The 26,369-nt window shown below is 68.6% G+C and carries 17 protein-coding genes and 1 pseudogene; 11 read left to right on the top strand and 7 right to left on the bottom strand.

Going from position 1 to position 26,369, the window contains the following annotated elements; genetic code table 11:
- Positions 1-10: 10 nt before the first annotated feature.
- Positions 11-3,955: an nSTAND1 domain-containing NTPase gene (locus ACX9TP_RS16220; RefSeq protein ID WP_482980626.1), complete on the bottom strand. Its 3,945-nt coding sequence runs from the start codon at positions 3,953-3,955 to the stop codon at positions 11-13.
- Positions 3,956-4,047: 92 nt separating this feature from the next.
- On the opposite strand from ACX9TP_RS16220, the gene ACX9TP_RS16215 reads away from it, so the two are divergent.
- Entirely contained in the window at positions 4,048-4,986 is a 939-nt protein-coding gene (locus ACX9TP_RS16215; protein ID WP_482980625.1) for a sigma-70 family RNA polymerase sigma factor, read from the top strand.
- Here ACX9TP_RS16215 and ACX9TP_RS16210 read toward each other — a convergent pair.
- Positions 4,983-6,050, bottom strand: a complete 1,068-nt coding sequence (locus tag ACX9TP_RS16210; RefSeq protein WP_482980624.1) for an ADYC domain-containing protein — start codon at positions 6,048-6,050, stop codon at positions 4,983-4,985. The genes ACX9TP_RS16215 and ACX9TP_RS16210 overlap by 4 nt on opposite strands.
- A gap of 666 nt (positions 6,051-6,716) precedes the next feature.
- Between ACX9TP_RS16210 and ACX9TP_RS16205 the strand changes: the two genes are divergently transcribed.
- From ACX9TP_RS16205 to ACX9TP_RS16185, 5 genes are all read left to right on the top strand, one after another.
- On the top strand, positions 6,717-7,670 hold the full coding sequence (locus ACX9TP_RS16205) for a hypothetical protein (RefSeq protein ID WP_482980623.1): 954 nt from the start codon (positions 6,717-6,719) through the stop codon (positions 7,668-7,670).
- Between the two features lie 245 nt (positions 7,671-7,915).
- Complete coding sequence (locus ACX9TP_RS16200; protein WP_482980622.1) at positions 7,916-8,524, top strand: helicase-related protein; 609 nt, start codon at positions 7,916-7,918, stop codon at positions 8,522-8,524.
- On the top strand, positions 8,476-8,790 hold the full coding sequence (locus ACX9TP_RS16195; protein WP_482982183.1) for a DUF3418 domain-containing protein: 315 nt from the start codon (positions 8,476-8,478) through the stop codon (positions 8,788-8,790). The genes ACX9TP_RS16200 and ACX9TP_RS16195 overlap by 49 nt, the downstream gene beginning before the upstream one ends.
- A 437-nt stretch (positions 8,791-9,227) precedes the next feature.
- The gene (locus tag ACX9TP_RS16190) at positions 9,228-9,533 is read left to right on the top strand and encodes a hypothetical protein (RefSeq protein WP_482980621.1); all 306 of its coding nucleotides are present in this window, start codon (positions 9,228-9,230) and stop codon (positions 9,531-9,533) included.
- 43 nt (positions 9,534-9,576) lie between these two features.
- A complete protein-coding gene (locus ACX9TP_RS16185; RefSeq protein WP_482980620.1) occupies positions 9,577-13,800 on the top strand; it encodes an RHS repeat domain-containing protein in 4,224 nt (1,407 codons plus the stop codon).
- A gap of 85 nt (positions 13,801-13,885) precedes the next feature.
- Here the strand turns inward: ACX9TP_RS16185 and ACX9TP_RS16180 are convergent, their stop codons facing one another.
- From ACX9TP_RS16180 to ACX9TP_RS16170, 3 genes are all read right to left on the bottom strand, one after another.
- Positions 13,886-17,140, bottom strand: coding sequence for a S8 family serine peptidase (locus ACX9TP_RS16180; RefSeq protein ID WP_482980619.1), 3,255 nt, complete (start codon positions 17,138-17,140; stop codon positions 13,886-13,888).
- A 113-nt stretch (positions 17,141-17,253) separates the two neighbouring features.
- Complete coding sequence (locus ACX9TP_RS16175) at positions 17,254-18,081, bottom strand: hypothetical protein (RefSeq protein ID WP_482980618.1); 828 nt, start codon at positions 18,079-18,081, stop codon at positions 17,254-17,256.
- A gap of 77 nt (positions 18,082-18,158) precedes the next feature.
- Positions 18,159-18,719 carry a TetR/AcrR family transcriptional regulator gene (locus ACX9TP_RS16170; RefSeq protein WP_482980617.1) on the bottom strand — a complete coding sequence of 187 codons (561 nt, stop codon included), beginning with the start codon at positions 18,717-18,719 and terminating at the stop codon, positions 18,159-18,161.
- 136 nt (positions 18,720-18,855) lie between these two features.
- Between ACX9TP_RS16170 and ACX9TP_RS16165 the strand changes: the two genes are divergently transcribed.
- Both ACX9TP_RS16165 and ACX9TP_RS16160 read left to right on the top strand, forming a co-directional pair.
- Positions 18,856-19,299 (top strand): methyltransferase family protein, encoded by a 444-nt coding sequence (locus tag ACX9TP_RS16165; protein ID WP_482980616.1) that lies wholly within the window; start codon positions 18,856-18,858, stop codon positions 19,297-19,299.
- Between the two features lie 499 nt (positions 19,300-19,798).
- Positions 19,799-20,260 carry a protein kinase domain-containing protein gene (locus tag ACX9TP_RS16160; RefSeq protein WP_482980615.1) on the top strand — a complete coding sequence of 154 codons (462 nt, stop codon included), beginning with the start codon at positions 19,799-19,801 and terminating at the stop codon, positions 20,258-20,260.
- Here the strand turns inward: ACX9TP_RS16160 and ACX9TP_RS16155 are convergent.
- On the bottom strand, positions 20,225-22,327 hold the full coding sequence (locus tag ACX9TP_RS16155) for a recombinase family protein (RefSeq protein WP_482980614.1): 2,103 nt from the start codon (positions 22,325-22,327) through the stop codon (positions 20,225-20,227). The genes ACX9TP_RS16160 and ACX9TP_RS16155 overlap by 36 nt on opposite strands.
- A gap of 492 nt (positions 22,328-22,819) precedes the next feature.
- On the opposite strand from ACX9TP_RS16155, the gene ACX9TP_RS16150 reads away from it, so the two are divergent.
- Complete coding sequence (locus ACX9TP_RS16150; protein WP_482980613.1) at positions 22,820-23,803, top strand: protein kinase domain-containing protein; 984 nt, start codon at positions 22,820-22,822, stop codon at positions 23,801-23,803.
- Positions 23,804-24,327: 524 nt separating this feature from the next.
- Here ACX9TP_RS16150 and ACX9TP_RS16145 read toward each other — a convergent pair.
- Positions 24,328-25,186: pseudogene (locus ACX9TP_RS16145) on the bottom strand (IS3 family transposase); the annotation flags it as partial.
- An 89-nt stretch (positions 25,187-25,275) separates the two neighbouring features.
- Between ACX9TP_RS16145 and ACX9TP_RS16140 the strand changes: the two are divergent.
- Complete coding sequence (locus ACX9TP_RS16140) at positions 25,276-25,443, top strand: hypothetical protein (protein WP_482980612.1); 168 nt, start codon at positions 25,276-25,278, stop codon at positions 25,441-25,443.
- Positions 25,444-25,533: 90 nt separating this feature from the next.
- The gene (locus tag ACX9TP_RS16135; protein ID WP_482980611.1) at positions 25,534-26,361 is read left to right on the top strand and encodes a hypothetical protein; all 828 of its coding nucleotides are present in this window, start codon (positions 25,534-25,536) and stop codon (positions 26,359-26,361) included.
- Positions 26,362-26,369 lie beyond the last annotated feature (8 nt).

Raw genomic sequence — 26,369 nt, 5'->3', positions numbered from 1 at the left:
GGAGCAGCAACTACCTCGGCGTGAACGAAGCACAGACCCGCACGCCAATCTTCACATCGCGCGCGGTCGGGTCCCCCGGTGAGAGGTCCGCGCTGGCCGCGAGGAAGGCGTCGTAGTACCAGGCTCCCCCCCGGTAGACGACGCGCCCGAACCCCGGTGTCGCGGCGCGCGTGAGCTCGTAGGCGTTGCCGGCCATGTCTTGCAGGCCGAAGGGACTCGCCGAGTCGGGGTGTGAGCCGACCATGTCGGGCCCGAAGGCCGTGGGCTGCCGGTCGTACGTCTCGTCGACGTTGGCGTCGTCGGGCCGCATCTCGTCGCCATGGGGATATCGGCGGCCATCCGCGCCCCGGGCCGCGTACTCCCACTCGTGCTGGCCGCACAGACGTGCGCCAGGCAGACGCTTCGTCTGGTCGAGCCAGTAGAGGTAGCCTTCCAGGTCCTGGGCAGAGACACCGGACAGGGGAAACCTCCTCCAGTCACCGGTGTTTCTCCGGGTCCGCCCCTCGTACACGAAGTCCTCCCCCACCTTCGCCGCGCTGAACTCCTCGCGCGAATGCTGGAAGGAGAAGAGCCACCCCTCCTTCGGGTGCTTCCAGAGTGAGACGGCCCCACCGTCGCCGAAGCGCGGCTGCTCGAGGATGCGCCTCGCGGGTGCGTTCGGCGGCAGGTCTTCCAGGTAGGTCAACCAGTCGCCGAACGTCACCTCCGTCCGGCCAATCAGAAAACCCGCGTTGAGACAGAAGCGATGAATCGGCGGGCTGTACGTGAACCTCCGCACATCCTCCGGCTCGGCGCTGCCCTGGAGAAAGCATCCCTGCGGGACGTAGACGTAGCCGTCAGGCACCGCGGTGGGGAGCGTCAGGCGGACCGTCTCGCGGGCACCGTGCGTGAGAAGCAACGGCTGCTCCACCGGAACCCGTCCTGGATGCGTGACGCGGAGCGAATAGGAGCCCTCGGGAAGGCGGAGGCCGACGATGGGGGTCGTCCCCAGGAAGCCGGCCTCTGGAACGGGCACACGGCGGAGCCTCCCCTCTGACGGGGTGTAGCGCTCGAGCTCGACCTGCGCGCCGGGCGGCGTGGTCACCACCTCGAGCTCGGCCGGAGCCCGAAGCTGTTTCAGCCACTCCGCGCCCTCCTTCGAGGTGTCCATCTCCTGCTCCAGGCGCCGCACCCACTCGTCACGCTCGCGGCGCCGATGGAGGCGCTCGGCGAGGACGACGCGCTCATGGAGGACCTCCGCGGTGAGCCGGCGCGTTTCCCCGTGGTGGCGATCTCTATCCAGCGCCCGCTCGAGGGCCCGGCTGGCGCGGGTATAGGCCGCATCGGCCTGGTCTCGCAGGGTGAGCGTCTCGGTCCATTGCTGATTGGCGGCCCGCCTCTGGCCCGTGGTTTCCCACATCTTCCCGAGGCCCTCGGGCGAAAGCGTGCGTCCGCTGAACAGGGCCAGCGCCTTCTCACGGCTCACACGGACCTGCTGGGCGAGAGCACGCCCCTCCGCGAGCGCCTCCCGCGCGGTGGCGAGCTCGGCGGCGATGAAGCGCGCGTCGCCCAGGTACGCCTGCAGGCGATGCGCGCCATAGGAAGCGAAGATGACGAGCGCGAGGACGAGCACCGCGAGCCGGCGCCCCCAGCGCTCGCGCGCCACCGCGCGGCGCGAAGCCAGGAGAAAGGCCCGCTCACGCGCGCCCAGGGTGGAGGAATCCAGCGGACGCACCTCGTCCAGTTGCCGCTGTCCCCAGAGGGCCTCGCGAGCACGCAAGAGGCGCTCCCACTCGGTACTGGCCACCTCCACCCGCTTGCGCAGCACGCGCTGGCCGATGTCGTCATCCAGCCAGTCGCGAAGCGTGCCCCAGCTCCGGATGAGCGACTCGTGGGCAATCTCCCAGCGCGGCTGTCCCCCCACGGTGCGCGTGTGCAGCAGCCGGCCTTCGACGAGCGCGCGAAGCGCGGCGCGGGAGGCCCCATCCGTGGCCTCGGCAAGCGCCTCCTCTCCCCGCTCGATGCGCGTCCCTTCCGGTGTCACCAACTGGAGCAACAGGCGCCGCGCCGCCGCGTGCTCCGCCGGACTCAGGCGCGCGAGCACCCCATCCGCATGCCGGGACAGCGCTCCGGCCACCCCGCCCATCGCGTCGAGGGCCTCACGCGAGATGCGGCCCTCCGCCGGGTTGCGCCGCTCCCACAGCTCGGCGAGCGCGAACTGGAGCAGCGGCAGGCTGCCCACGCCGTGCGCCGTGGAGTCGACCAGCGTCTGGAGGAGCTCACCGGACTCGAAGACCACGCCCCGGCTGCGCGCCGGACCGACGATGGCCTCACGCACCCCTTCCGGCGACAGGGGGCGGAGGATGTAGAGCCCCCGCTCGGCCTCGTCGCCCAGGCCGGGCAGCGCGCACAGCCGCGTCAGGAAGTCGCCGCGCGCCGCCAGCAGCACGTGGACGCCCGCCGACGGCAGGGCCAGCTCCCCGAGGAGCCGGGCGAAGTGCGCCGCCTGCGCGGGCTCGGACAGGGTGATGAGCTCCTCGAGCTGGTCGATGAAGAGCAGCAGGCCGCGCCCGTGCGAGTGCGCCTCGCGCAGCGCCTGCCCGAGCCAGGCCGGCCTGCCCGCGAGCGCGGTGACGAGCTCCGCCTCCCTCCGTCCGAGCACCGGCGCGAGCGCGGCGGCCAGGGCCTCCAGCGGGCGGGCCCCGGGCCACAGCGTGAGGGCGGTCTGCTCACGGCCGTCGTCCAGCGCGCCGGCGGCCACGCGCGGCAGCACGCCCGCGCGGCACAGCGACGACTTGCCAGCCCCGGAGTCTCCGGCCACGAGCACCAGGGGCCGGGAGCGCAGGCGCTCGAGCACGGCGCGGATGTCCGCCTCGCGCCCGAAGAAGAGCGAGCGGTGCTCGGCCTCGAAGGGCTCCAGGCCGCGGTAGGGATTGCCGACGACCAGCGGCGCGGGTGCGCAGAGCCGCTCGAGCCGCTCCAGCACCTCGCAGAGGGCCTCGGCCGAGACGAAGCGCTCGTGGGGATTGGCCGCGAGGCACCGGGTGATGAGCGCGGCGAAGTCCGGGTCGATGTCCGGCCCGAGCGGGGCACGAGGGGGCGCCTCCCCTGAACCGCGGGGCGGGCGGCTCGGCACCTCGCCCGTGCACAGCTCGTGGAGGATGAGGCCCAGGGCGTAGATGTCGCTCCGAGGCGACGCCGGAGCCCCGGTGAGCAGCTCCGGCGCCATGTAGGGCACCGTGCCGGCGACGAAGCGCGAGCCGGGCGTCGGGGCCGCTCCCGCGTCGAAGCGCTCGGCCAGGCCGAAGTCGAGCAGCTTCACCTCCCCTTCCCGGGTGACCAGGGCGTTGGAGGGCTTGAGGTCGCGGTGGAGCACGCCCTGGCGATGCGCCGCCGTGAGCCCCCGGGCCAGGCCGACGCCCAGGGAGAGGACGCGGCGCCACGGCACCGGCAGGGACAACTCCGCGAGGCTCTGGCCGACGACGTACTCGGAGACGATGTACGGGCGGCCGTCCACCTCTCCGACGCTGAAGACATTGACGATGTTGGCGTGCTGCACGCGCGCCAGGGCCCGCGCCTCGGTCGCGAAGTTCTCACGGACCCAGGCCTCGGGCTGGCTCGCGGCCATGAACTTCACCGCCACGCGCCGGTCCAACGAGGTGTCGTGCGCCAGGAAGACGACGCCCATGCCGCCACGGCCAATGGGTCCTTCCAGGCGGAACTCGTCGAACGCGTCGGGCGGGCTCCAGGACCCTTCCGGCGCCCACTCCGGGTCGCCGTCGTCCGACCCGGGAAGCTTCGGGGTCGGCTCCCCCGACTGTTGAATTCCGGGCGTGAAGGTGACCAGGAGGCCCCGGCACTCGTCGCACGTGGCGGCGTGCTGATGGACGCGGCCAAGCTCCTCGTCCGACAACCGGCGCTCGAGGAGGTCCACCAGTACCTCGTCCGTCAGACAGCTGGAGGAAGGCGGCCGCATGGGGTGGGGAGCGTTCACGTGGGCGATGGGGTGGCGGCCATTCAATGGCACACATTGAAGCGTGGAACGAGCCCCGTAGTATGGGGCTCCACATGGAAAAGGCACCCGAGCTGGTCGCGACGTTTCTCGCGCATACCCCGACGCGCTTCGCGCCCCTCACGGAGCAGGAGTCCGCGGCCCTCGACGCGCTGCTGGCCCGCGCCTGGGAGCAGGCCCACGCGCAGTGGCCGACCATTACACTCCCCGCCACACAGTTCGTGCGCCACCTCGCCGAGCGGCTGACCAAGGTGAGTCCCGATAGCCCCATCGCACCGCTCGTCGCCAGGCTGGCCTTGTCCGACCTCTATCTCGCGTGTGCGTGTCTTCAGGGAATGCCCTCCGCCCATGAGGCTTTCGAGCGGACCCACCTGGCCCGGCTGCCGGGTCTGCTCCGGAGTCTCAAGCAACCTGGCGCGTTGATTGATGACGCCTGCCAGATAACCCGCGTGAAGCTCCTGGTCGCCACGCCCGAGGGTGCACCGAAGATTGGAGACTACACGGGAAGCGGCGCGCTGCTGAGCTGGGTGCAGGTCATCGCCGGACGCGTCGCCAGCAAGCTGCGGGCCGCCGAGAAGCGCGGGCCGGATGACAGCGCGGAGGAGATCATCGGGGCGATACCGGGGCAAGGGATTGACCCGGAGATAGATGTCATGAAGCGCCGCCACGGAGCCGAGTTCCGGCAGGCCTTGCGCGAAGCGGCCGCCACGCTCTCGGCCCATGAGCGCTACCTGCTGCGCCTGCGCTTCGCCGACGGGCTCTCGACGTATGAAATGGCCCCGCTCTTTCGCGTCGATCAATCGACCGTCTCTCGCTGGCTGAAGAGTGCACGGCAGCATGTCTACGAGGAGACCCGGAGCCGCCTTCAGGCGCGGCTGGGACTGTCCACCCCGGGCTTCAAGAGCTTCCTGGCGTTCGTCGGCAGTCAGCTGGACGTGAACATCAGCCAGCTTCTGGCGGAGAAGGGCGTGGTGCCCCCTCCCACGGACGGCTAGCGGTTCGGGGCCGCGAACGTCAGGTTGCGCAGCAACGCGCTGGCGGGACTCACGTCCGCGCGGCGCATCGTGCAGCGCTCCCCCACGCCCAGTTCGACTGCCGCGCCCGTCTGGAACCGGTTGGGGCACTCCTTGAGGACGGTCTCCACCGCGCGGCCGTCACGGGTGCGGGCCAGGCAGGTGGCCCCGTCGGGCGCCCATGCCGCCTCGAAGGAGGCCTTCGCCGGGTCCCACTCCCCCCGCTCGACCATGCCGAAGCGGTCATAGAGGTCGATGACGGTGTTCTGGTGCGTGTGGCTCTGGCCGTTGCCGCAATAGTCCGCGCGCGCCATGCGGGTGCAGGCCTGATGCAGGTCGGCCATCGGCTTCCCGTCGCGGCTGGCCCAGGGCTTGTAGCCCCAGGTGGCGCACTTGGTGATGGCGCCAGTCTCACAGGCGAAGGTGAGCTTGCCCGGGGTCTTCTGGTGGGCGCCGCTGGCGTCCCAGACACCGCCCACCGCGAGGGCGCGGGGGTCCGGCACGCGGTCCACGGCGACGCAGGGGTTCTCCCACTCCTGGGCCACCGCGTTCCAGGCCTCGATGCGGTAGAAGACCATGCCGGAGTCCTCGGGAGAGGGCTCGGCGCCGCAGATGGCCACCTCCACGGGCTTGCCGTCGCTGGAGGTGCCCTGGAGCACGGTGCCGACGACGCCGCCGGGGGCCGCCCCCGCCTCCGGGCCGGAAGAAGCCACCAGGTGCCCTCCCTCGAGCCGCAGGGCCTTCACCCCGTCCACCGCCTGGCGCAGGGGCGCGAGGTCGGCCGAGACGAGCACGCTGCTGAGCTCCGGTGCCACCTTCTCGGTGTTCCAGTCCCGCTTGGTGCCCCACAGCATCGTCCCCTGGGGCCTGCCGATGCGGTGGGCGGACTGGGACTGACACCGGCGCGCATAGCGTTCGGCGTCGGACACGATGCCAGCGGGCCGGGAGGCCGCGGGCTTCGGGGTGGCGGGAGCCGTGTTGGAAGCGGTGGCGCAAGCCACCGCGGGGAACTGAAGGAACAGGCAGACCAGCAGGGACTTCTTCATCGCTTTCTCTCCGGTGGCTTCACCGGGCCTGACAGGTGGCCCGCAACGGTAGAGAGCCCGGGGGCGGAAGAATCATGCACGGAATTTTGTCCGCGGGGCGTTGGCGCGTGCCGAGCCTCGTCATCGCGTGCCCCCACTCCTGGGCCCCCTTCATTGCCATGGGCCGGGAGACGCCGTTGCGATTGCCCGCGTCCAGCGTCCATCCAGCGACGCACCGGCAGTGCAGACGCGGATTTCCTGCATTGTTTGCCACCTCGTTGCCTCCTTCCACTTGAGGGAGACCGCTCGCCGCCACGACGTGAGCGCGGGACGGGCCGCCCCCTCGAGGAGCGGAAACGCAATGATTTGCTACTTTGACTCCCTCAATCTTCTCGCCCTGGTGGACCTGCTTCGCGCGCGGCTGCGGAGGAGATAGCGCGACAACGCCGCAGCGGTTCACGAGTGAAGCGGCGGTGTGGGAGGGGCGCCGACCAGGCGCAACCGCTGGGCATGACTGCCCGCCCCGGAGCCAGCGGTTCGAGCCCCCGGGCCGAGGCGTTCGGGCGAAGTCGTCCAACACGTCATGCCGTCCCTGGCGTATCCTGGTTCATTCCCGCCACTCCGGGGCCCTGCCGAAGAGCGCCACCGCGACGAGCGGACGCGGACGGCAGCCCCTGAAAGACCCACATGCGCGCCGCTGCCGCCCCGACCCTCTTCACGCTCCAGAGCCAACCTGCCTGGGGTCGCGCGACCCTGCTGGACGACAAGGACGGCAAGCTCACCCTCTTCTTCGAGCACGGAGGGCGGCGCGTCTTCGTCAAGGCCCAGGTGAAGGGCCTCGAGGCCGCCACGCTGGGCGAGGACGAGGCCCGAGCGGTGGACGCCCGGCTGCGCGGGAAGCACCCACACGGCGGCGCGGCGAAGAAGCCCACCAAGGCGAAGATGGCGCGCGCCCTCGTCGCGGCCTTCCCCTCCTTCGACGCCCAGGTGCGCTGGTTCGAGACCTTCTTCCCCGGCGGCTTCGAGGGCGAGAAGTTCGTCTCCGAGGAGCGAGGCGCCCCCGAGGCCAAGGGCAAGAAGGGGTACAAGACGGCGGCCATCAAGCTCGCCCAGGCGCAGCTGTCGCCCGAGCAGCTGGCGAGCGCCACGCCGGAGGCGACCTTCGAGGTCTCCAAGAAGCTGCTGGGCTTCACGAACCTCGTGTTCCCCATCGAGGGCCAGATTCCCTTCGCCTCCATGAAGGAGGAGGACCGGGCTGGGTTCGTGGCGGCGCTGGGCGAGCTGCTGCACGGCGAAGGCGAATACGGGCCGCGCTTCGAGAAGTTCGCGGGCTCGGTCCGCATCCAGGACGCGTCGGGACAGGGCCGCAAGGTCACCTGGCCCCTGGCCACGCTGCTGCAGGCGCTGTACGCCCCCGCGCAGCACACCTTCGTGAAGCCCACCGTCTTCGAACAGCAGGCGCTCATCCTGAACCTCACGGCGGACAAGCACGCGTCCGTCACCGGCCCCAACTACGAGCGCTTCCTGGACGTCGCGCGGAAGACGTCGGAGCGGCTCGTGGCCGCCGGGCACACGCCGCGGGACCTGATGGATGTCTATTCGTTCATCTGGCGCTCCCACAAGGAGAAGCCCGCCGCGTAGCCGCGAAAGCCGTGTCCTCGCGAGCCTCGAGGGCCGCGGACATCCGAGCGCCCCGACGGGTTCGACTCCCGTCGGAGACACTTCCCTCCAGGAACGCCGGGCGCGCAGGCGCCCACACGCTTCGTCAGGGGCAGCGCGTGCACTTCGGTGCCAGGCCATGCTGCCATGTCCGGCGACTCACCCCTCCCCACCCCGACGGCTTGCCCACCCTGCACTTCCCTCCCGAACTCCCCAGCTCGAGCCGGGTGGAGGACATCATCGTGCTCGACGAGGCCCACGAGCGCAGCCTCACCATCGACTTCCTGCTCGGGCGGCTCAAGCGCATCCTCCCCAGGCGCCCCGACCTCAAGGTGGTGGTGAGCTCGGCCACCATCGAGACCGAGCGCTGCTCGCGGTTCTTCGGGGGCGCCCCGGTCATCCAGGTGGAGGGCCGCACCTTCCCGGTGGACGTGCTCTACGAGCCGCCCCCCGAGGACGACGAGCTCGCCGAATCCGTCGCCGATGCGGTGGCGAACGTGCTCCCGCTCGACCCGGACGGGGACGTCCTCGTGTTCCTCCCCAGGGAGCGGGAAATCCGCGAGGCCGAGGATGCCTTGAGCGCGCGCGAGTTCCGCGGCACGGTGGTGCAGCCCCTGTATGCGCGCCTGTCGGCCGCCGAGCAGTCGCGCGTCTTCGCCACCATCCCCGAGCGCCGGGCCATCCTCGTCACCAACGTCGCGGAGACGTCCGTCACCATCCCGGGCATCGTGTACGTCGTGGACACGGGGGTGGCGCGCCTGTCGCGCTACGACCCGCGCTCGGGCACCTGTTCCCCGGGAATCTCATCGAGTGGATTCCCTTCGGGCGCCTGCTGAACTACCCGCGCTACCTCCGCACGGCCCAGGCACGGCTGTCGCGTGCGGTGGCGAACCCCGGCAAGGACGCAGGGAAGGCCGAGCCCTTCACCCCCTTGCGGGAGACCTTCCTCGCCAGGCGCGCCACCGTGCATGGCCAGGAGGCGGCGCAGGAGCTGCGGTGGGCCTTCGAGGAGTTCCGCGTGGCCATCTTCGCTCCGGAGGTGACGACGCCCGTGTCGGTGACGGTGGCGAAGGTCGGCGCGGCCCTCGCGGCGCTGCGCTAGAAGCGAGTGGCTGGGCGTCCGCGACGAGAGCATCGGCGTCCTCGAGGTGCTGCCGCCCGACTGCCCACCGCCGGCGGGGGTAGTACGTCCCGCGCTTCCCGGTGACTCCGGCCAGCACCGCGAGAAAAGCAAAAGCCCTGGAGCATCGCCTTGCGTCATCGAAACTCCAGGGCTTTCAATACATCGAAGGTTCCGGGCGAGTTTCACCGCGACTGAAGGTCCAGGCAGCGACGCGCGGAACTGTCGGTCTTGGCGACGGGGAGCGCGTTTCGACGAGGCACCCGGCCAGGAAGCAGCGAACCTGCCCCAGCGTTGACGATACGTCGAGCTGGGCTTTTCCCATCGATGGTCGTTCCTACGACCAATAATGACGTCACGATCCTGTAGCTTAACCGCTTCGCCATTTGCGCGAAGGATACAACCACAGGAAGTGTCGCATGAACGTATTCGTATTTGCTTCCGCTCTAGCGCTCACCGCGCTCGCCGCGCCCGCATCGGCACAGGTAACCCAGACCTATACCTATGACGCCAACGGACGGCTGGTCTCGGTCGCCACGTCCGGGGACGGAACGACGACCACGACCCTCTACACGCTCGACGACGCCAACAACCGCACGGCGCGGACGACGACGGTGACCCATTCCCAGCCAGCCCTCACGCCCGCTCCAGCGTCCGAGCGTGGACCGTCGACGGCCTCCCCCGAGAGCACCCAACAATCAGGCCCCGCCGACGGTGACCGTTGAAAGCCGCGCCGAAGGTCGTTCACCCCAGGTCCAGGACATACCCATGAGAACCATTCTGAAGGCGAGCTCCGCGCTCGTCGCGATCTCCTGCGCCCTGGCTGCGGCAGGCGCCGCCCAGGCCCAGGATATTCTAGGCCCCCCTCCCCCGACTGAATACACGCTGGATGAGCGAGGCGTGGACCTCGTCCAGGGAACCCTGAACATCGGCACCAATGAACTTGCCATTGGCCAGCCGGGCCAGGGCGGCTTCGAGTACAAGCGGAGCGTTCTCGGCCGCGGATGGCGTGACAACTTCACAGGCACCCTGAATGGAGACTCGTCCGTCGTCGTGATGAGCCTCGGGGCGCTTTCGGATGCATTCTCGATTTCGGGAACGACCTACACGCCGCTGTCGCCCCGGGGACAGTCCCTGGTCAAACTCCCGAGTTCCTGGGTCTACACCGCGAGCGACGGCACCAGGATGACCTTCGCTCCGTTCCAGGTCACGACCTCAGGTGTTCTCAGCGTGGAAGCGAACCTCGGTCGCGTCATCGAAGTCCTCAAACCGAACGGCGAGCGGGTCAATTTCCATTATGTGAGGGCGACGCTCACCCTGCCGCCAGATCCGATGCGGCCTCGCCCCACCACCATCACCAACGTGAGGCTGCAATCCGTTACGAACAATCGGGGGTACCACCTCAAGTTCGAATATGACGTGAATAGTCCGCAGACCCAGTTTCAGATGGCCTCGTTCCTGAAGCTGAAAAAGGTGACTGGCCTGAACGGGGCCGTCGATTACTGCGATCCTCTCGCCTCCGCTTGCGCAGCGTTGACGCGAGTATGGCCGAGCATGGCCTATTCCGAGACGTTTCCGGATAGCCAGACCCGGGTAGTCACCGAAACGGACCAGTCAGGCCGGGCGTCGGCGTACCGATACCAGGCCAGCAGCGGAAGGCTGCTGGGCGTGAGGGCGCCGGGTGCGAGCGTGGAGAGCCTGACGGTCGCCTATGATGCCAACCAGCGTGTCCAGTCCGTCACCGCCGCGGGAAGCACCTGGACGTATGCCTATGCAGACGCCGGAGGCAATCGCACGACGACGGTCACCGACCCGAACGCCGGCGCGACAGTCGCCGTCTCCAGTCTCGCGACCCGCCGGTTGTCGACCCTGCGAAATCCTCTCGGTCAAACCACATCATATCAGCACGACCCCGAAGGGCGTCTGACGCGCCTGACCATGCCGGAAGGGAACTCCTCGCAGTTCACATATGACGGCCGGGGCAACCTCACGCAGACGCTCCGGGTGCCCAAATCCGGCTCAGGCCTGGCGAACATCACCACCAGCGCCACCTATCCGTCGGCCTGCACCAGCGTCGTGACGTGCAACAAGCCGACCAGCACGACCGACGCGCGAGGCAATGTCACCCACTACAGCTGGGATTCCACCCACGGCGGCCTGCTCAGTGTCACCCTGCCGGCGCCCGCGCCTGGCGCCGATCGGCCCCAGATCCGCTACACCTATGCCAGCTTCAATGCCTATGCGAAGAACAGCAGCGGCTCCATCGTGGCCCAGGCGCCTGCGGTGAGCCTGCCGACCCAGGTCTCTGCCTGCGCGACTGGAACCAGCTGCGCGGGCGGCGCCAACGAGGTTCTCACCACGGTCGCCTATGGCTCGACCGGCGTGGCCAACAATCTGCTGCCGACCTCGGTCAGCAAGGGTTCGGGCGCCAGCCCGGCGATGGCGGTCACGGCCATGACCTACACCGCCGAGGGTGACGTCGCGACGGTCGACGGGCCGCTGGCCGGCTCAGCCGACACCACCTGGTATCGCCATGACAACGCCCGCCAGGTGGTGGGGGTGGTCGGCCCCGATCCGGACGGCGGCGGCGGCGGGCTGAACCGGGCCGAGCGCCTGACCTACAATCCGCGCGGACAGGTGACCCTGGCCGAGACCGGCACCACGCCGGGCTACACCGAGCTGAACTGGAGCGCTTTCAATCCGCTGGTGCAGACCGCCACGGCCTACGACGCATATGGCCGTCTGACCGAGACCCGCCAGCAGTCGGCGGCGGGCGCCACGGCCAGCGTGCAGCAGGTCAGCTACGACGCCGCCGGCCGGCCGTCCTGCACGGCGTTGAGGATGAATCCGGGGACCTACGGAGGCCTGTCGTCGTCGGCCTGCACCGCCGCGACCCAGGGCGTCTACGGTCCCGACCGGATCACCCAGACGACCTACGACGCCGTGGGCCGGCGCTCGACGACCACGACCGCCCTGGGTCAACCCGAGGCAATCACCCAGGGCGTGGCCTACACCACGAACGGCCGGGTCGCGTCACTCACCGACGGCAACGGCAATGTCTCGATCCAGGAGTACGATGGCTTCGACCGGCCGACCAGGCTGCGCTACCCCAACGCCACGGGTGGCGGGACCTCGACGACGGACTATCAGGAGGCGGGGTACGACGCCGCCGGCAACATGGTCAGCAGTCGCAACCGCGCGGGCCAGACCACGACGATTGCTTACGACAACCTGAACCGTCCCACGAGCATCGACGCCCCGCCGGGGACGATGGACGTGGCCCTGACCTACGACAACCTGGGCCGGACAGTGACCTCGACCGGCAACGGCCAGACCCTGACCAACGTCTGGGATCCGCTGTCGCGGCTGACCTCGGAGACCGGGCCGCTGGGGGCCATGCGCTATCAGTACGACGCCACCGGGGCGCACACTCGCATCACCTGGCCCGACAACAACTACGCCCAATACGACCGCGATCTCTACTCCGCCGTGACGGCGATCCGCGAGAACGGCGCGGGCTCGGGGCCGGGGGTGCTGGCCATCTACGCCTATAACGACCTGGGACAGAGCACGGGCCTCGTCCGCGGCAACGGCGTGACGACGAGCTACGGCTATGACGCCTGGGGCCGGCTGAGCGTCCTGTCGCACGACCTGGCCGGGTCGGGTTCGGACATGGTCTTCGGGTACGCCTGGAACCCCGCCAACCAGCTCACGGCACGGACGGCATCGAACACGGCCTCTGTGTTCGCGGCCTCGGCGGGTGCGGACAGCTACACCATCAACGGCCGCAACCAGGTGACGGCGATCAACGCCAGCCCAGTGAGCCATGACGCCAATCAGAACCTCACGGTGGCGCTGGGCAACAGCTACGCCTTTGACGACGCCGGCCGCCTTACCACCGCGTCTGGAACGACCTACAGCTATGACCCGGCATCACGCCTCTATTCCAACGCCTCCGCCGGCGTGAGATTCCAGTACGCCGGCCAGGAGCTGGTCGGCGCATACGACAGCGGCGGCGCAATGCTGGCGCGCCATGTGCCGGGCCCGGGGCTCGATCAGCCGGTCACCACCTACGCCAGCGCGGGCCTCGCTTCCCGCTACTTCCAGATTGCGGACGAGCGGGGCTCGGTCATCGGGGTGACGGACTCCGCCGGCACGCTGCCCTTCGCCAACATCTATGACGAGTATGGCGTGCCGGGGCCCGGGAATGGTGACCCGTTCCAGTACACTGGCCAGGCCGTGCTACAGCATGGGCTCTACAACTATCGAGCGCGGGCCTACCTGCCGGAGCTGGGCCGGTTTCTGCAAACGGACCCGATCGGGTACGGAGGGGGGCAGAACCTCTATGGATATGTTGGCGGGGATCCGATCAATTTCACCGACCCTCAAGGCCTCCAGGCGGTCTACCAGCTCCCCCCTGTCGACTCTCTTCCCGGGAAGAAGTGCGGCTTTGGCCAAACGATGGTCTCTTTTCAAGAGCGGGTGTTTTGTCTGGGCGGTCCCCTCACCTTCCCAGCGCCTCCCCCCATCGAGCTGAGCAATTCGGTGACGCCAGGCCCGGTCTGGGTTCAAGGACCCACGGAGGAAGTCTGTGAGACGGTCAATGCGGGGGATACCGCGAAGCGGCCTGGCGGCACCTACCGGCTGAGAGCGCGCGGTGGCTCGTGGGCCCGGGAGGAAGCGCCTGGTTCACAGGCTGTGCAGCAGAATCGTGGACCCAATGGCAGGTTCGCCAGCGGTTACGGCCGCGGAGTGGGGCCGATGATGGGTGGCGCCGCAGTGCTCATCCCACAGACGAATGTCGTCTTTGCCTGGGATGATCTATTGGGACGTCGGGGTCCGAGTTCCAGTGGCAATAGAAACCTGAGCACTCTCGCGCGCGGCGACACCTGGGTCGAATTGCCGACCGATACCATGTATGAATTCAAGTTTGGAATCGGCGCGCCCGAGGAAACGACAGACGCGACGGTGACCCTCTGTCGTCAGCCTTGAAATTCGTCCTCGCAGCATGAAGGAGGGCTGACCGGGCGGGCGCCCATCGATAGCGGCGCCGCGCCCGGCCGGCCTGTTCACCGCATCATCGGATGTAGGGTCGGATGGTGAAAACCTGGCTGGGAGAGTCCGTGCAGTTTCCCGCCAGGTCGCACGCCCTCACGAACCAGGTGTGCTCGCCGTAGTCCAGGAACTCCTCCAGGTAGAGCGCCGAGTCCGAACCGGGGACTGCGTACTCCTGGTCATCGATGACCACCGTGTATTGGACGAAGTGCTGGGCGTCGTAGGAGGGCACCCACTCGAAGATGTAGAGAGGATTCTCCCACACGACCTCCTCGGGAGACGGCGCCATGAGGAAGGGCGCGGTCGGCGCCTGGAGGTCCACGGAGAAGGACGCCCAGACGCTGCTCGTGCACTGCGCGCTGGCATCGCAGGCGGTGACCCGCCAGGTGTGGTCGCCCTCGGCGAGGTCCGCCGTGGGCGTGTACCGCGTCACCGTTCCCGCGAGCGTCACCGGCGTGCCCCCGCTCCATTCGACGACATACGACGCGATGCCCAGGTCGTCCGTGGCGGGGGCCCAGGAGAGCTCGGGCCGAGGGGTGGCGACATGGCTGCTTCCCGTGGGAGCCAGGGGCACCGGGGCGGTGGGCTGCGTCCCGACGACCTGGAACGAGCGGACGGGCGACGGCACACAGTGGTCGAAGCGGTCACACGCGGTGACAATCACGAAGTGGACGCCCGGTGACAGGTTGGCAGCCGGGACGTAGGAAGTGACGCTCCCTCCAAGGGTGATGGCGGCGCCGCCGTCGATGCGCAGTTGCTGATACGTGACGCCCGTGGCGTCCTGCGCGGCCTCCCAGGAGAACGTCGGCCGGGCCGAGGTGAGCGCACCTTCCGCGGGAGCCTGAATCGAGAACGCGAGAGGCGGCAAGGTGTCCACCGTGAACGTGCGGGTGCCGGTGGTCGCGCAGTTGCCCGCGGTGTCGCAGGCCTGGACCGTCCAGGAGTGGAGGCCGTCCGACAGGCCCGCCGACGGTGTGTAGGACGTCGAGAAAGTGGTCACGCCTTGCGCGCCGGAGTCGAGGCTCCATCGATACGAGACGGAATTCGCGTCCGTGGACGCGGACCAGGTGAACGTCGGGCGCTCCGTGGCGATGAGGGCGGCATGGGCCGGGCTCGTGAGCGTGGGGTACGTGGGGGCCACGGAGTCCACGTAGAAGCTTCGCGTGGCGGAAGTGGTGCAGTTCTGGTGCGTGTCACATGCCACCACCCGCCAGGTGTGGCGGCCCTCGCTCAGGGCGGTGGGCCAGTTGTATCCCGCGGCGGCACCGATGGAGCCGGTGCTGACGCCGTCCATGATGACCTGATAGCTGGAGATGCCGCTGGCGTCGGTGGCATGCGCCCAGCGCAGCGCGGGGCGCGGGGTGTTCACGTACTGGACGTCCCCTGGCATGGTGAGCAGGGGCGCGGCGGGCGGCACCCGGTCGAGCACGAAGTAGTATTCATGCGTGGAGTTGCGCCAGTTGCCGTAGGAGTCCACCGCGCGCACGTACCAGCGGTGGGTGCCGTCGCTCACGTTCATGAGACTCAGCGCGGTGCCGCTCGTGCGGCCGTAGAAGGCGCCGTCCAGGAACACGTCGTAGTTCACATAGAAGTCCGGGGCCGCCTGCCACGTGAGGTAGGGCGTCTGGTTGAGGCGCGCGTAGTGCGCCGGGCTGACGACATTGAAGACGGGCGGCGGCGTCTGCTCGCCGAGCGTGAGCGCGCAGTCGGCGGCGAGCTTCGCATTGATGACGCCGGGGTAGCGCATCAGCCCATTGAGCTGCGGAGCAATCGTATACCCGAAGCACGATTGATAGACGTACGGCGTGGCCTGCGGCCTCAGGCTCTTGATGAGGCTGGCGACGCCGGCGACGAGCGGCGTGGCCGCGGAGGTCCCATTGAAGGGGGCGAACTGATTGCCAGGAAAGAGGGAGACCAGGTCGCTGCCGCTGCCGGCAAAGGCATCACTGCCGAATGCCGCGGAGTCCACGGAAACCGCGCCGAAGTTGGAGGCATGGACGGTGCCATTGGCCTCCGTGAAGAAGTGGGAGCGGTTGAAGTTGTCATCCGCCGCGGCCACCGTCCACAGGTTGTAGAGCGTCATCCCCGCGGGAGCGACCTGGCAGGAGGAATTTCCACAGTCCAGATTGAGATTGTCATTCATCGCCGCCGCGATGAACTGGATGTCGCGCTCTCCCGCGCGACGGATGGCCGCGTAGAGGGGGTCGTTGTCATTGTTCTGGAAGACGCTCCGGCTGCCTCCGGAATAGTTGATGATGTGCGCGCCGTTGCGGGTGGCGTAGTCGATGGCGTTGAGGACCTGGTAGTAACCGAAGCTCCGCTCGGGATTCGAGGCCAGGGAGACATTCAAGGCGAGGACCCGCGCGGCCCAGTTCACTCCCGACATTCCGTAGCCATTGCCGGCACGTGCGCCGATGAGCCCCGCGACCGCCGTGCCGTGCGTGCGCGCGGTCTCAGGCGGCAGACAGCGCGTGTCGGACCAGGCGTTCGCCAGGGTGCAGGCGCCGACGAAATCCGGCATGTCCGCGTGCCCCAGGTCGACTTGCGTGTCCACCACCGCGACCGTGGAGAAATAGAACTGGCCCCGGCCGTGCGCGGCGAGCGTCACGTCCCAGGCTTCGTCGGCGTCGATGTCGAAGTCATAGGGGCTGCCGGTGATGCCGGTGCGCTGCCCGACGTTGTAGAGGTACCACTGGTTCTGGTGCCAGGACGCGCTCGTCGACAGGAGCGGGTCGTTCCAGATGACTCCGGCCTCGTGGGGCTCGTCCGGGACATAGACGATGTCCGCGTTGACGCCCTGGAGCAGTCCTCGGACCGAGGCCGGGGTGAGCGTCTGGGGCAACTCGAAGAAGTACCAGCCGTAGAAGAGCTCATGCCATGCGACAGCCCCCAGGGTGCGCTGCACGCGCTCCCGCTGGCCGGCGAGGTCGTCTTCCGGAAGCCGGACGAGGGCCATGCGCGACGGACGCTCACGCAGCGACACGCGCAGCTCCTTCTCCCGCTTCATGGGCTGCTGCACCTCCCCCTGGAACGGCGCGACCTTCGGATACGCCACCTCCAGGCCCGGCCCCGAGGAGGGCGCGGCCGAGGGCAGCACGGGCCCCAGCTCATGGGCGGGGACGGGCGGCAGGGCTCGAAGCCAGTCCGTGCTGGTGGCGCCTGGAGCCTCCAACAACTGGTCCGCTCTCAAGGACTGCGCCTGGGCGGGAGCCGCGAACAGCGTGACGAACGCCCCGGCCCACAGGGCCGGAACGAGTCTTCTTCGGACTGCGTGCATGAGTTCCCCTCGAGAAGTCGGCGGAGGTGGGGCTCCGCCACTGCTTTAAGGAATCACGCGGAAAGCAGGTATTACAAGGGCACGAATGTCCGACGGGCGTCCTGCGCCCCAGCTCACTCCGTCGCCTGGGTTTTCGACACACTGGCGAGCACGCTGTCGAGATACGCCTGGACCTCGACTTCGTGCGTCGGGCGGCGATTCGTCGGGGGCCGGTCTTCGCGAAGCTCCAGGTAGAGCTGGAGCGCCTGCCGCAGCGCCGTCGCACAAGCCTCGTGCGAGTGCGCGCCCAGGGTGGTCGCCAGACGTCCGGCGAGCTCGGGTGACAGGGCCTCCAGACGCCTCACGCCGCGCTGGTCGACGCCCATCCGGCGCATCACCATGGGGCCGAGCACCATGCTCCGCAGGGCGGCGAGCAGGTCGATGACCTCGAGCAGCTCACCCCGCCCGAGCTTCGTGGCCCCATAGTGCAGCCAGACCCAGATGCGCTCCTCGAACCACTCGGGCTCCCGGTCGGGCCAGCGCGCCGTGCTCCGGGAGATGTGCTCAGCCATGCTCCCATCGCGGTCCCACAGCACGAGCGGATCCTCGACGCGGTGGGCGAGGTCCGCGAGGGTGATGAACTTCAGGTCGACGTGGAGGAGCGGGCTGCCATAGAGGCAGATCAACAGCCGGGGCTCCCCGACATGCTCCCCGGTGAAGGCATAGAGGAGCGGACCGAGCCGCTCGGCGAGGTCGCGCCGCTGGGCGAGCACCTCGGCGCGGGACTCCTCGCGGACGACGAGGATGAGGTCCAGGTCGGAGTACGCGTCGACATTCCGGGAAATCGCCGAGCCGCCCGCGAGCAATCCCGTGAACCGCGCGTCGGCGGAGAAGAAGGTGACGGCGCGCTCGGCGAACTCGCGCAGGGGTGGATGGGTGAGGACTTTCGGGGAGAGGGGCATCCAGGGGCCTCCAGCGCCTCGACCCAGGACACGGAATCCACGAGGCACTGTCAAGCCGTCGGGGCCCCATCGCCGCCTCAGCGCTGGAGCACGAGGTAGCCCTCGACGGCGTCCGCGATGGCGGCTTCCAGCGCCATTTCACCAGCGGCGGGAGGCTCCATCACCGCCGTGTGCACCAGCGACTCGACCAGCTTCAGCACCATCCAGGTCGCCAGGTCCAGGTCATGCCGGCCGAGCCGCTCGCGGTGCTCGCCCAGCAGGGCCCGGGAGCGCTCGAAGAGGTGCCGCGCGGAGGTGCTGACGCTGGCGGGCCGCTCGAAGAAGGGCAGCTCCACGTGGAGCACGCGCTGCAGGCGTGGCTCCTCCCGGTGGGCCTGGAGCACCGCCGCGACGATTCCTTCGATGGACTCGCGCAGCGTCCGGCCGCGCGCAGCGTCCAGGGCCCGGTCCACGATGGCCTGCATCCGCAGGAGGTGCCGCTCGTGCAGCGCCGTCACCAGGGCAGCCTTGTTCGGGAAGTACTGGTACACCGAGCCGACGCTGACGCCGGCCGTCTCGGCGATGTGGTTGGTGGTGGCCTCCTCGTAGCCATGGCGTTCGAAAACGCGAGCCGCCGCCTCCAGGATGATGTCCACCATCTGCTTCGAGCGGCCCTGTCGCGGCTCCTTCCGAGGGAGCTCCGGCGCCTTCGCTGGCCTGGGGGAACGCGAGTTTCTGGGGGGAAGCCGGGTTCCTACACTTCCGGGCCTCGAACGACCTTCACGGTGACCCGCCATGCAAAGACTCCTTCCTCCGCAACTCATGCTCATTCTCGCCGGGATGATGGTGGCCTTCGACACCTTTCTCCCCGGACCCGAGCTCGTGCCGTCACCCGTCTACTGGCTCGGCATTCCGTTGCTGGCCCTGGGGCTCGCCATCACCGTCGTGGCGCGCTTGCAGTTCGTCCGGGCGCGCACCAACATCTACACCTTCCGCGCACCCGACTGCCTCGTCACGGACGGCGTGTTTCGCTTCACGCGCAACCCCATGTACCTCGGCTTCTCCGCCGCGCTCGCGGGGCTCTCCCTTTTCCTGGGAACGCTCCCGGGGATGCTGCTGACGGTGGCCTTCGTCATCATCTCCGACCGTTGGTACATCGCGTTCGAAGAGGAGATGCTGCGCGCCCAGTTCGGTGAGCAATACCTGCGCTACGCGCAGCGCACGCGCCGCTGGCTCTGAAGCACCGCAGGATTCTCGTAATGCATGGCCCGAAGAACGGGGGCAGATCAATCACCCAGCCTCCGCCACGCGCCCCTGAAGGAGCCGCCGACGCGGGAAACGATGCACGAAATCCGCGCCTTCTCTCTGCCCTGCGCGCTCAAGCGGGTTCTCATCCAGCCCGCCGCCCGAGCCCATCTCGCGGGGCTCCAGCCACACGAGCTGCAGATTTTCTGCATGATTTTCCGGGTCACCGGCTCCATGCGCTGGCAGGGAGTTGTTCGGAGGCTTTTCGCGAGGCCCCACCCGGTGGCTCTTGGCGTGAGGCCCACGGGGCTGGCTGGTCAGGTCTGGTCCGGGGGGGCCTGGCCTGGCCAGTCAGTCCCGGGATGTTGGAGCAGAGGGAAGCGAGCTGGGGATGCGACAGGTTCCGGGTGATGACAAGGCTGACTCGGACCTACTCGTGGGGTAGTGTCCTGGCAAGCAGTGCCCACCGCGTGCCCTCCTCGCGAACCCCACCATGCCGCCTGGCCACCTGAATCCGGCACGCCTTCCCCTGGGAGCCCGGATAGGCCCCTGGCGCGTGGTGGAGCGGCGAGGCCAGGGAGCCTACGGCGCCGTCTACCTCGCCATCGGGAGGGCGGCGCGGGGGCCCGTGGCCCTCAAGCTGGCCCTGCACCCCGGGAATGAGCGCTTCGCACGGGAAGTGGAGCTGCTCTCACGCATCCGCCACCCGAGCGTCCCGAGTCTCGTGGACCACGGGAGCTGGCAGCCCGAGGCGGGCCTCTCCTACCCCTACTTCGTCATGGAGCTCATCGAAGGCGTGTCGCTATACGAGTGGGCGCGAGTGCACGGGCCCACCTCCCGACAGGTGCTCAGGGTCCTCGCCAGCCTCGCGCGGGCCCTGGAGGCCACGCACGCGAAGGGAGGCGTACACCGCGACGTACTACGCATAATGCACCTCATGCTGCATGGGGTTTGAGGAGCCGGTGGAGCTACGGGCCCTGGCAGCGTTCAGTCTCCTGAGCGCCTTGCGGTCGAGCTTGAACCAGCAGACGTGTCCACGTCCGCCCCCCTCTGTCGGTTCGAGCCAGCCTCGCTCCATCCAGTAACGCACCATGGGTTCGGAAACGCCGAAACGCTCGGCGACACCGTGCACGGAATACAGCCCATCAGCTCGGCGAGAAGGTGCCCGCACACACTGGGGAGCCGGGCTCGCACGCTGGAGTCCCCTCTGGTTCAACACCCGGTGCACCGTCTTCGTGTTCCACGGGAGGTTGGCCCCGGAGCGGAGGCCCCGTTGATTGAGCTCGGCAGCGATTTGGGCGTCACTCTTCTGCTGGAACAGTTGAAGGATGAGCTCGATGGCCTCGGGGGGATTGCTCCGCGTCTGGAATCCTGGGCGACGTGGCAGAGCGAAGTCCGTGACGGCCCCGGTCACCCAGACGACCTCGACGCGGACCTGCCGGCTGGGCACTTCGATGGGACTCAGCGCGACTTTCTGCACCAGGATGCGCAGCAGGTTCTTGCGCTCCGCGTTCGTCGTACTCGGCGCGCTCCACACCCGCGGCAAGGACTTGGAGAGCGTCAGGATGCGTGCGCGGTCCTGCTCGGAAACCTCCAGCTTCTGGCGCCGCCGCTCCTGCTGGTACTGGCTCTCCAACTCCTCCAGCTCTCGCAGCTTGTCGTTCCATTCATGCTCGAGAGTGCGGGCGACGACCCGATTGTCCGGGTCCACGGCCTTGTACCGGCGCTCGGCCAGCTGCGCCTCGTAGCGCGTGCGCTCCAGCCGCAGCTTCCATTGCTGATGCAGTTGCTCGGCCTGGCGTTCTACCTCGCGCGCCACCGCGAGTCCGAGCTCGAGTTCCGGAGGATGCACCGCTTCCAGAAAGAGTCGGGCGACGGCCTCATCAATCCTTCGGGCCGCGACCAACCAACACAGCCGCTTGCCTCCCATGGAGCCAGGGGCGTTGGGGCATTCGTAGTAGGGGCTGTGCGTGGCGCCCCGGTAGCGTACCCCCATGGAGTGGCCGCACCGCCCACAGAGCACCAGGCCTTGCAGCAGGGCCGCGCCTTCTCGCGCGGCGCCATGCTGGTGCGGAAGGTGGTGGGTCCGATTGCCCTCGAGCTTCTTCTGGTTGGCCATGAACTCCTCCCAGCTGAGGTAGGCCGGGTGGTGGTCGAAAAGGCATACCTTCCACGACGGCAGGGGCAGCACGGTGGTGTGCCGCTGCTTCACTTGCCCCTCCACCAGCGCCATCCGCACCTCTTTGCGCCCGTAGACGTAGGCGCCGGCGTAGAGAGGGTTGTGGAGCATGTCGAGCACGCTGTCGTAGCGCGGGGGACTCCAATGCACCTGACGCCCACGCAACTGGTGCGTGGGCAGCGTCAGCCCATGCCCGGCGAAGTAGCGCACCACCGCGTAAGCACTGCCCTCCAGCCGGAAGCGCTCGAAAACCAGCCGCACCGCGCGCTGGACCTGCTCGTCCGGGTCCAGGCAGAGCCGACGCGCTGCTTCATTCCATTGGTAACCGACAGGGGGCACGAGGAAGAGTTCCCCGCGCCGGGCCTTGGACAACTTGCCGCCCTGCAGCCTCAGGCGCATCCAGTACTGCTCGGCCTCGCTCATGGTGCCCTTGAGCCCCAGCAAGAGCCGGTCGTTGTAGTCTCGCGGCGTGTAGACGGCCTGCTCGTCCGCGATGAGGACATCGGCCAGAGCGCACAACTCCAGCAGGCGCTGCCAGTCCGCCGAGGAGCGCGCCAGACGCGACACCTCCAGGGCGAGGATGAGACCCACCCGCCCGTGGGCTACCTCTTCGGCCAGTCGCTGGAAGCCAAAGCGCCAGGCGCTCCCCGCGCCGCTCTGTCCCAGGTCTTCGTCAATGACGTCAATGCGCCCGGCTGGCCAGCCAAGCTCCTGCGCGCGCTGCTTCAGGGCATACTGCCGGGCGGTGGACTCATGGTGCTCGTGGACCTGCTTGAGCGTGGACTGCCGGAGGTAGACGACCGCCCGCCGCTCGAGGTGGGTGGCCTGTAGCTTGTCGCTCATGGCTTCGCTCTCCGGCGCCCGCCTCGTCGCGCAGCACTTTGTGCAGCAGACTGGCCCACGCGCTCACCAACTGGCTTCTGGCTGCCTCGGACAGGTGCGACCAGGACAGATCCGCGCGGGGCAGCAGCGGTACTGGCATGATTGAACCTAGACTCCTGCTCTGGTAGCGCAGCAGGCTCTGGAGGGAGGGACCGTTTCAGCCCCTCCTCGACGGCTTCAGCCAGTTTCAGCAAGGCGGGGGCACTCAGACGTACCTGCCGTCCACCGGCTACCGGCGGCACCGTGGGAGTGCAGCGGTCCGTCCACTCGAGCGGCAACCGAATGAACCCACCCCTGGGATGCTCGACATCGACGTACTGCTGCCCACTCTGGCTGCGAACGGTACGCATGACCACCAACTGCAAGCCTCTCAGCGGATGCGCCGGAAACGTGATGCTCACCCTTCCTGAACCGGATGCACCCTGCGGTGCAGTTTGCGGCCTACGTCGCGACGTGAAGGGAGACAACGTGCTGGTGCGCGAGGTGGACGGGCAGGTCTTCCTGACCGACTTCGGCTCCGGGCACTACGCGGGCGCCGCCAGACTGACCTGGAGCGCGTTTCCTCCCGGGACGCCGGCCTACCGCGCACCGGAGGCGTGGCGCGCCGTCCTCGACGCCGCAGTGCCCTACGCGCCCGGACCAGCGGATGACGTCTTTGCCCTCGGCATCACCGCCTGGCGGCTGGTGACTGGCGAGTACCCGCCCGCGACGGCCCCGGGGCATGAGGCTGCCCACATCTGGCGCGTGGGTGGCCCCGGTCCCCGGCCGCCACGAGCCGTCAACGCCCGCTGCTGCACGGAGCTGAGTGCCCTGGTGTCCCGGATGCTCTCCGGGAGCCCGGAGGCACGAGGCAGCGCCCGCGAGCTGGCCGAGGCTCTGGAGCGGGCCGCGCACGAGGCGTCCTCCGAAGCGGATGAGTTCCTCTTCGCTCGGGAGGGGCCAAGGCCCGTGGCCCCGAGACGCCCTCCCCCACCCGCCGTGCCGCGAGCACGTGCGCGCGCGCGGCGGTCCTGGCCCAGGGCGACCAGCCTGGGAGTGACACTGGCCTTCGGAGCCGGCTGGTTGCTGAGCACTCTGATGGAGATGCAGCCAGCGAAGGAGCAGGTGTCGTCGAGCGAGGAGGCGAAGGATGGCGGCACCGTGGCCGTCGGGGACTCGGCGCTGACGGCTCCGGTGGCTCCGTCTCGGACACCCTCCGTATGGACGAGCATTGCCGTCGAGGTACCACCGAAGCCCCTCCCAGGGCAGCGTCGGCCTGATGCCAATGGCCGCTGCCCCGGCAGGTTGCAGGTCCCCATCAACGGCGGCTGCTGGCACCCAGCGGTAGCGGACTCGAAGGGGTGTGACCCGGACGCCTACGCACACAAGGGCGCCTGCTACCTACCCGTCTTCGTCCCCGCTCGCGTTCCCACTTCGGGTCCCGTGGATCCGCGCTGACGGCCGACATCCCTCGGATGTATGTCCAAGAGCGCTGGCCTCATCCCGGCTGACGAATCGGGCCCGGGCCATGCGGACGGTGAACGCACTTGATGACGTGGCAAACGTATTGAGTTTCGGCGACAGCCATTACAACGAGTGACCTGGCCGGCTCCGATCTCAATCACTTGCTGGGAGGGTTGTTTCCCCGGCCACCGCCTGACGGCTTGCCCGTCGTGCTGGGAGCATTGACGGGCCTGCCTCCGCCGCCGCCCTTGCTTCCGGCGCCACTACCGCCACCACTGCCCTGACCACCGCCGCCGCCTTTACTTCCGCCGCTCTGGCTACCGCCACCACCGCCTTGGTTACCACCGCTTCCCTTGCTCATCACTGCCTCCCTGAACTGGTGACAGCCGCGCCTGGCTGGCGGGGCTTCTCAAAAGACAATGAACACAGCGGTTGAATCCAGCCACCGACTTCGCCTGGTGTATGAATCACGACATGGCGGAGCCTCTGAGCGTCACCCGCTTCGGTGGACAGGTTGACTACGCTGCCTGCCGCTGCACCTCAGCCGCACGCTCGTACTCGGCTGGGCTGACGTAGCCGAGTGAGGAGTGACGGCGCTTCCGGTTGTAGAACACCTCGATGTACTCGAACAGCGCCAGCCTCGCCTCTTCGCACGTCCGGAAGCTGCGCGTGTGGACCAACTCCCACTTCAGGCTGCTGAAAAAGCTCTCGACCACCGCGTTGTCCCAACAGTTGCCCTTACGGCTCATCGAGCAGGTGATGCCGTGCTCGGCCAGCCGCTCCCGGTAGTCCTCGCTGGCTGCCTCTGTCGGAGTGATACAGCTCGGGTGCCTCACGCCCCGCGAGCGCCATGTCGAGAGCGCCGAGGACTAGGTGCCGGTCGATTCTCTCGCCCATGCTCCAGCCCACGACGCGGCGGCTGAAGAGGTCGAGCACGACTGCCAGGTAGAGCCAGCCCTCGGCCGTCCAGATATAGGTGATGTCGCCGGCCCAGGTGCAATCGGGACCGGGGGGCTGGAAGTCGCGAGCCACCACGTTGGGTGCGACCGGATGGGCGTGCTTGCTGTCGGTGGTCCGCACGAAGGGACGTTTCCTGCGCGCCGACAGGCCCTCTTGCCGCATGAGGCGGGCCACGCGCTTCTCGGAGACACCGCGGCCCCGCGCACGCAGCTCGGCATGGACGCGAGGACTGCCGTAGGTGCCGCGGCTGTCCCGGTGAATGGCCGCCACCTCCACGGTGAGCTCTCGGTCGCTCTTCTTGCGCTGCGACTCGGGCCTCTTCGCCCAGGCGTAGTAGCCCGAGCGCGAGACGCCCAACTGGCGGCACATGAAGGCCACCGACGTCGAGGCCTTCTTCGCGTGGATGACGCGGAACTGCGCTCATCCGCAAGAAGGGGACGATTTCGCTGTCCAACTCGCGCAGTGAGCGCACGCCGCTGCGGATTCGCCTGACCACGGGAGGAAAGGTGGAGCAGGTCTCGGCAGGCGGGCGCGTGAAGGTGGATGACTTCCGGCTGGAAGACTGGGGCAACAGGGACCTGGCGGCCGTCAACAGCCACAGTGAGATTGAATGGATGCTCACCCTCGAGCCTGGCGAGCGCAAGACGCTCACCTACGAGGTCGGCTTCTGGTAATGACCTGTGGCCGCTCGGGTTCGTTGACACCCTCTCCGGCGCGCGCTCGATTTTCGGGCAGGACGGCCACGGCTTAGAGTCTGGCCGTCCATGTCTTCGTACCCACTGCCCGACGCGCCACCCGAGAACAACCGAGCCACCTTCGCCGATGTGCCGTCCGCGGACGTCGAGCGGGCGCGGGCCCTGCTCGCGAGCGTCCCGAGAGCGCCGCGCGTGCCCTCGAAGGAGGCCCGGCGCCTGGTGCTCGCCTTCGCGGGCCCCCAGCGCGTCATGCTCTACGCCAGCCTCTTCTTCCTGGTTGCTGGTGGGCTCATGAGTGCCTTCCTCGAGTCCCATCTTGCCGTGGGGGACCTGCTGCTGGACCTGAAGTCCTTCGAAGTCCCCGGCGTCGTCGACTCCGTCGACCTGGCGACGCGCAATCGCAAGCCCCGTCATCCCGTGTACTGCGCGCGCTTCCACTCGGAGGACGGCACGGTGGCGGGGCGCAGCTGCGAGCGGAGCGGCCGCTTTCAGCCCGGCCAGCGCGTGGTCCTCGAGCAGCGCGGAGACCAGGCCCGTATCCGCGGCACCACCCTCAATCCCCTCGGGCGCGTGGGAGCGCTCCCGCTGGTGTTCCCTCTCGCGGGCGCCCTGGGCCTGTTGTTCGTCATGCGGGCCAACCACCGTGAGTCTCGCGCGGCCCGCGTGGGCATCCCGATTCTCGCGCGGGTGACGTACTTCGGCTACGGAAAGCCGGTGCGCAAGGAGGGGCCTCCGCCCACGGAGCTGCGCTGGAGCTTCATCGTGCGCGGCGAGCGGTATGAGGGCCTTCTCTCCCTCGACAGCGCGTCCGATTTCGACTTCCTCCCCGGCCGCGACGTCATCGTCGTGCTCTACGACCCGGCGGCGCCGGGCATCAACACCGTCTACGTGCCCTAGCGTGTTCC

It is taken from the genome of Pyxidicoccus sp. M15 (genome assembly GCF_056858435.1).
This window is presented reverse-complemented; position numbering and strand designations above follow the sequence as displayed.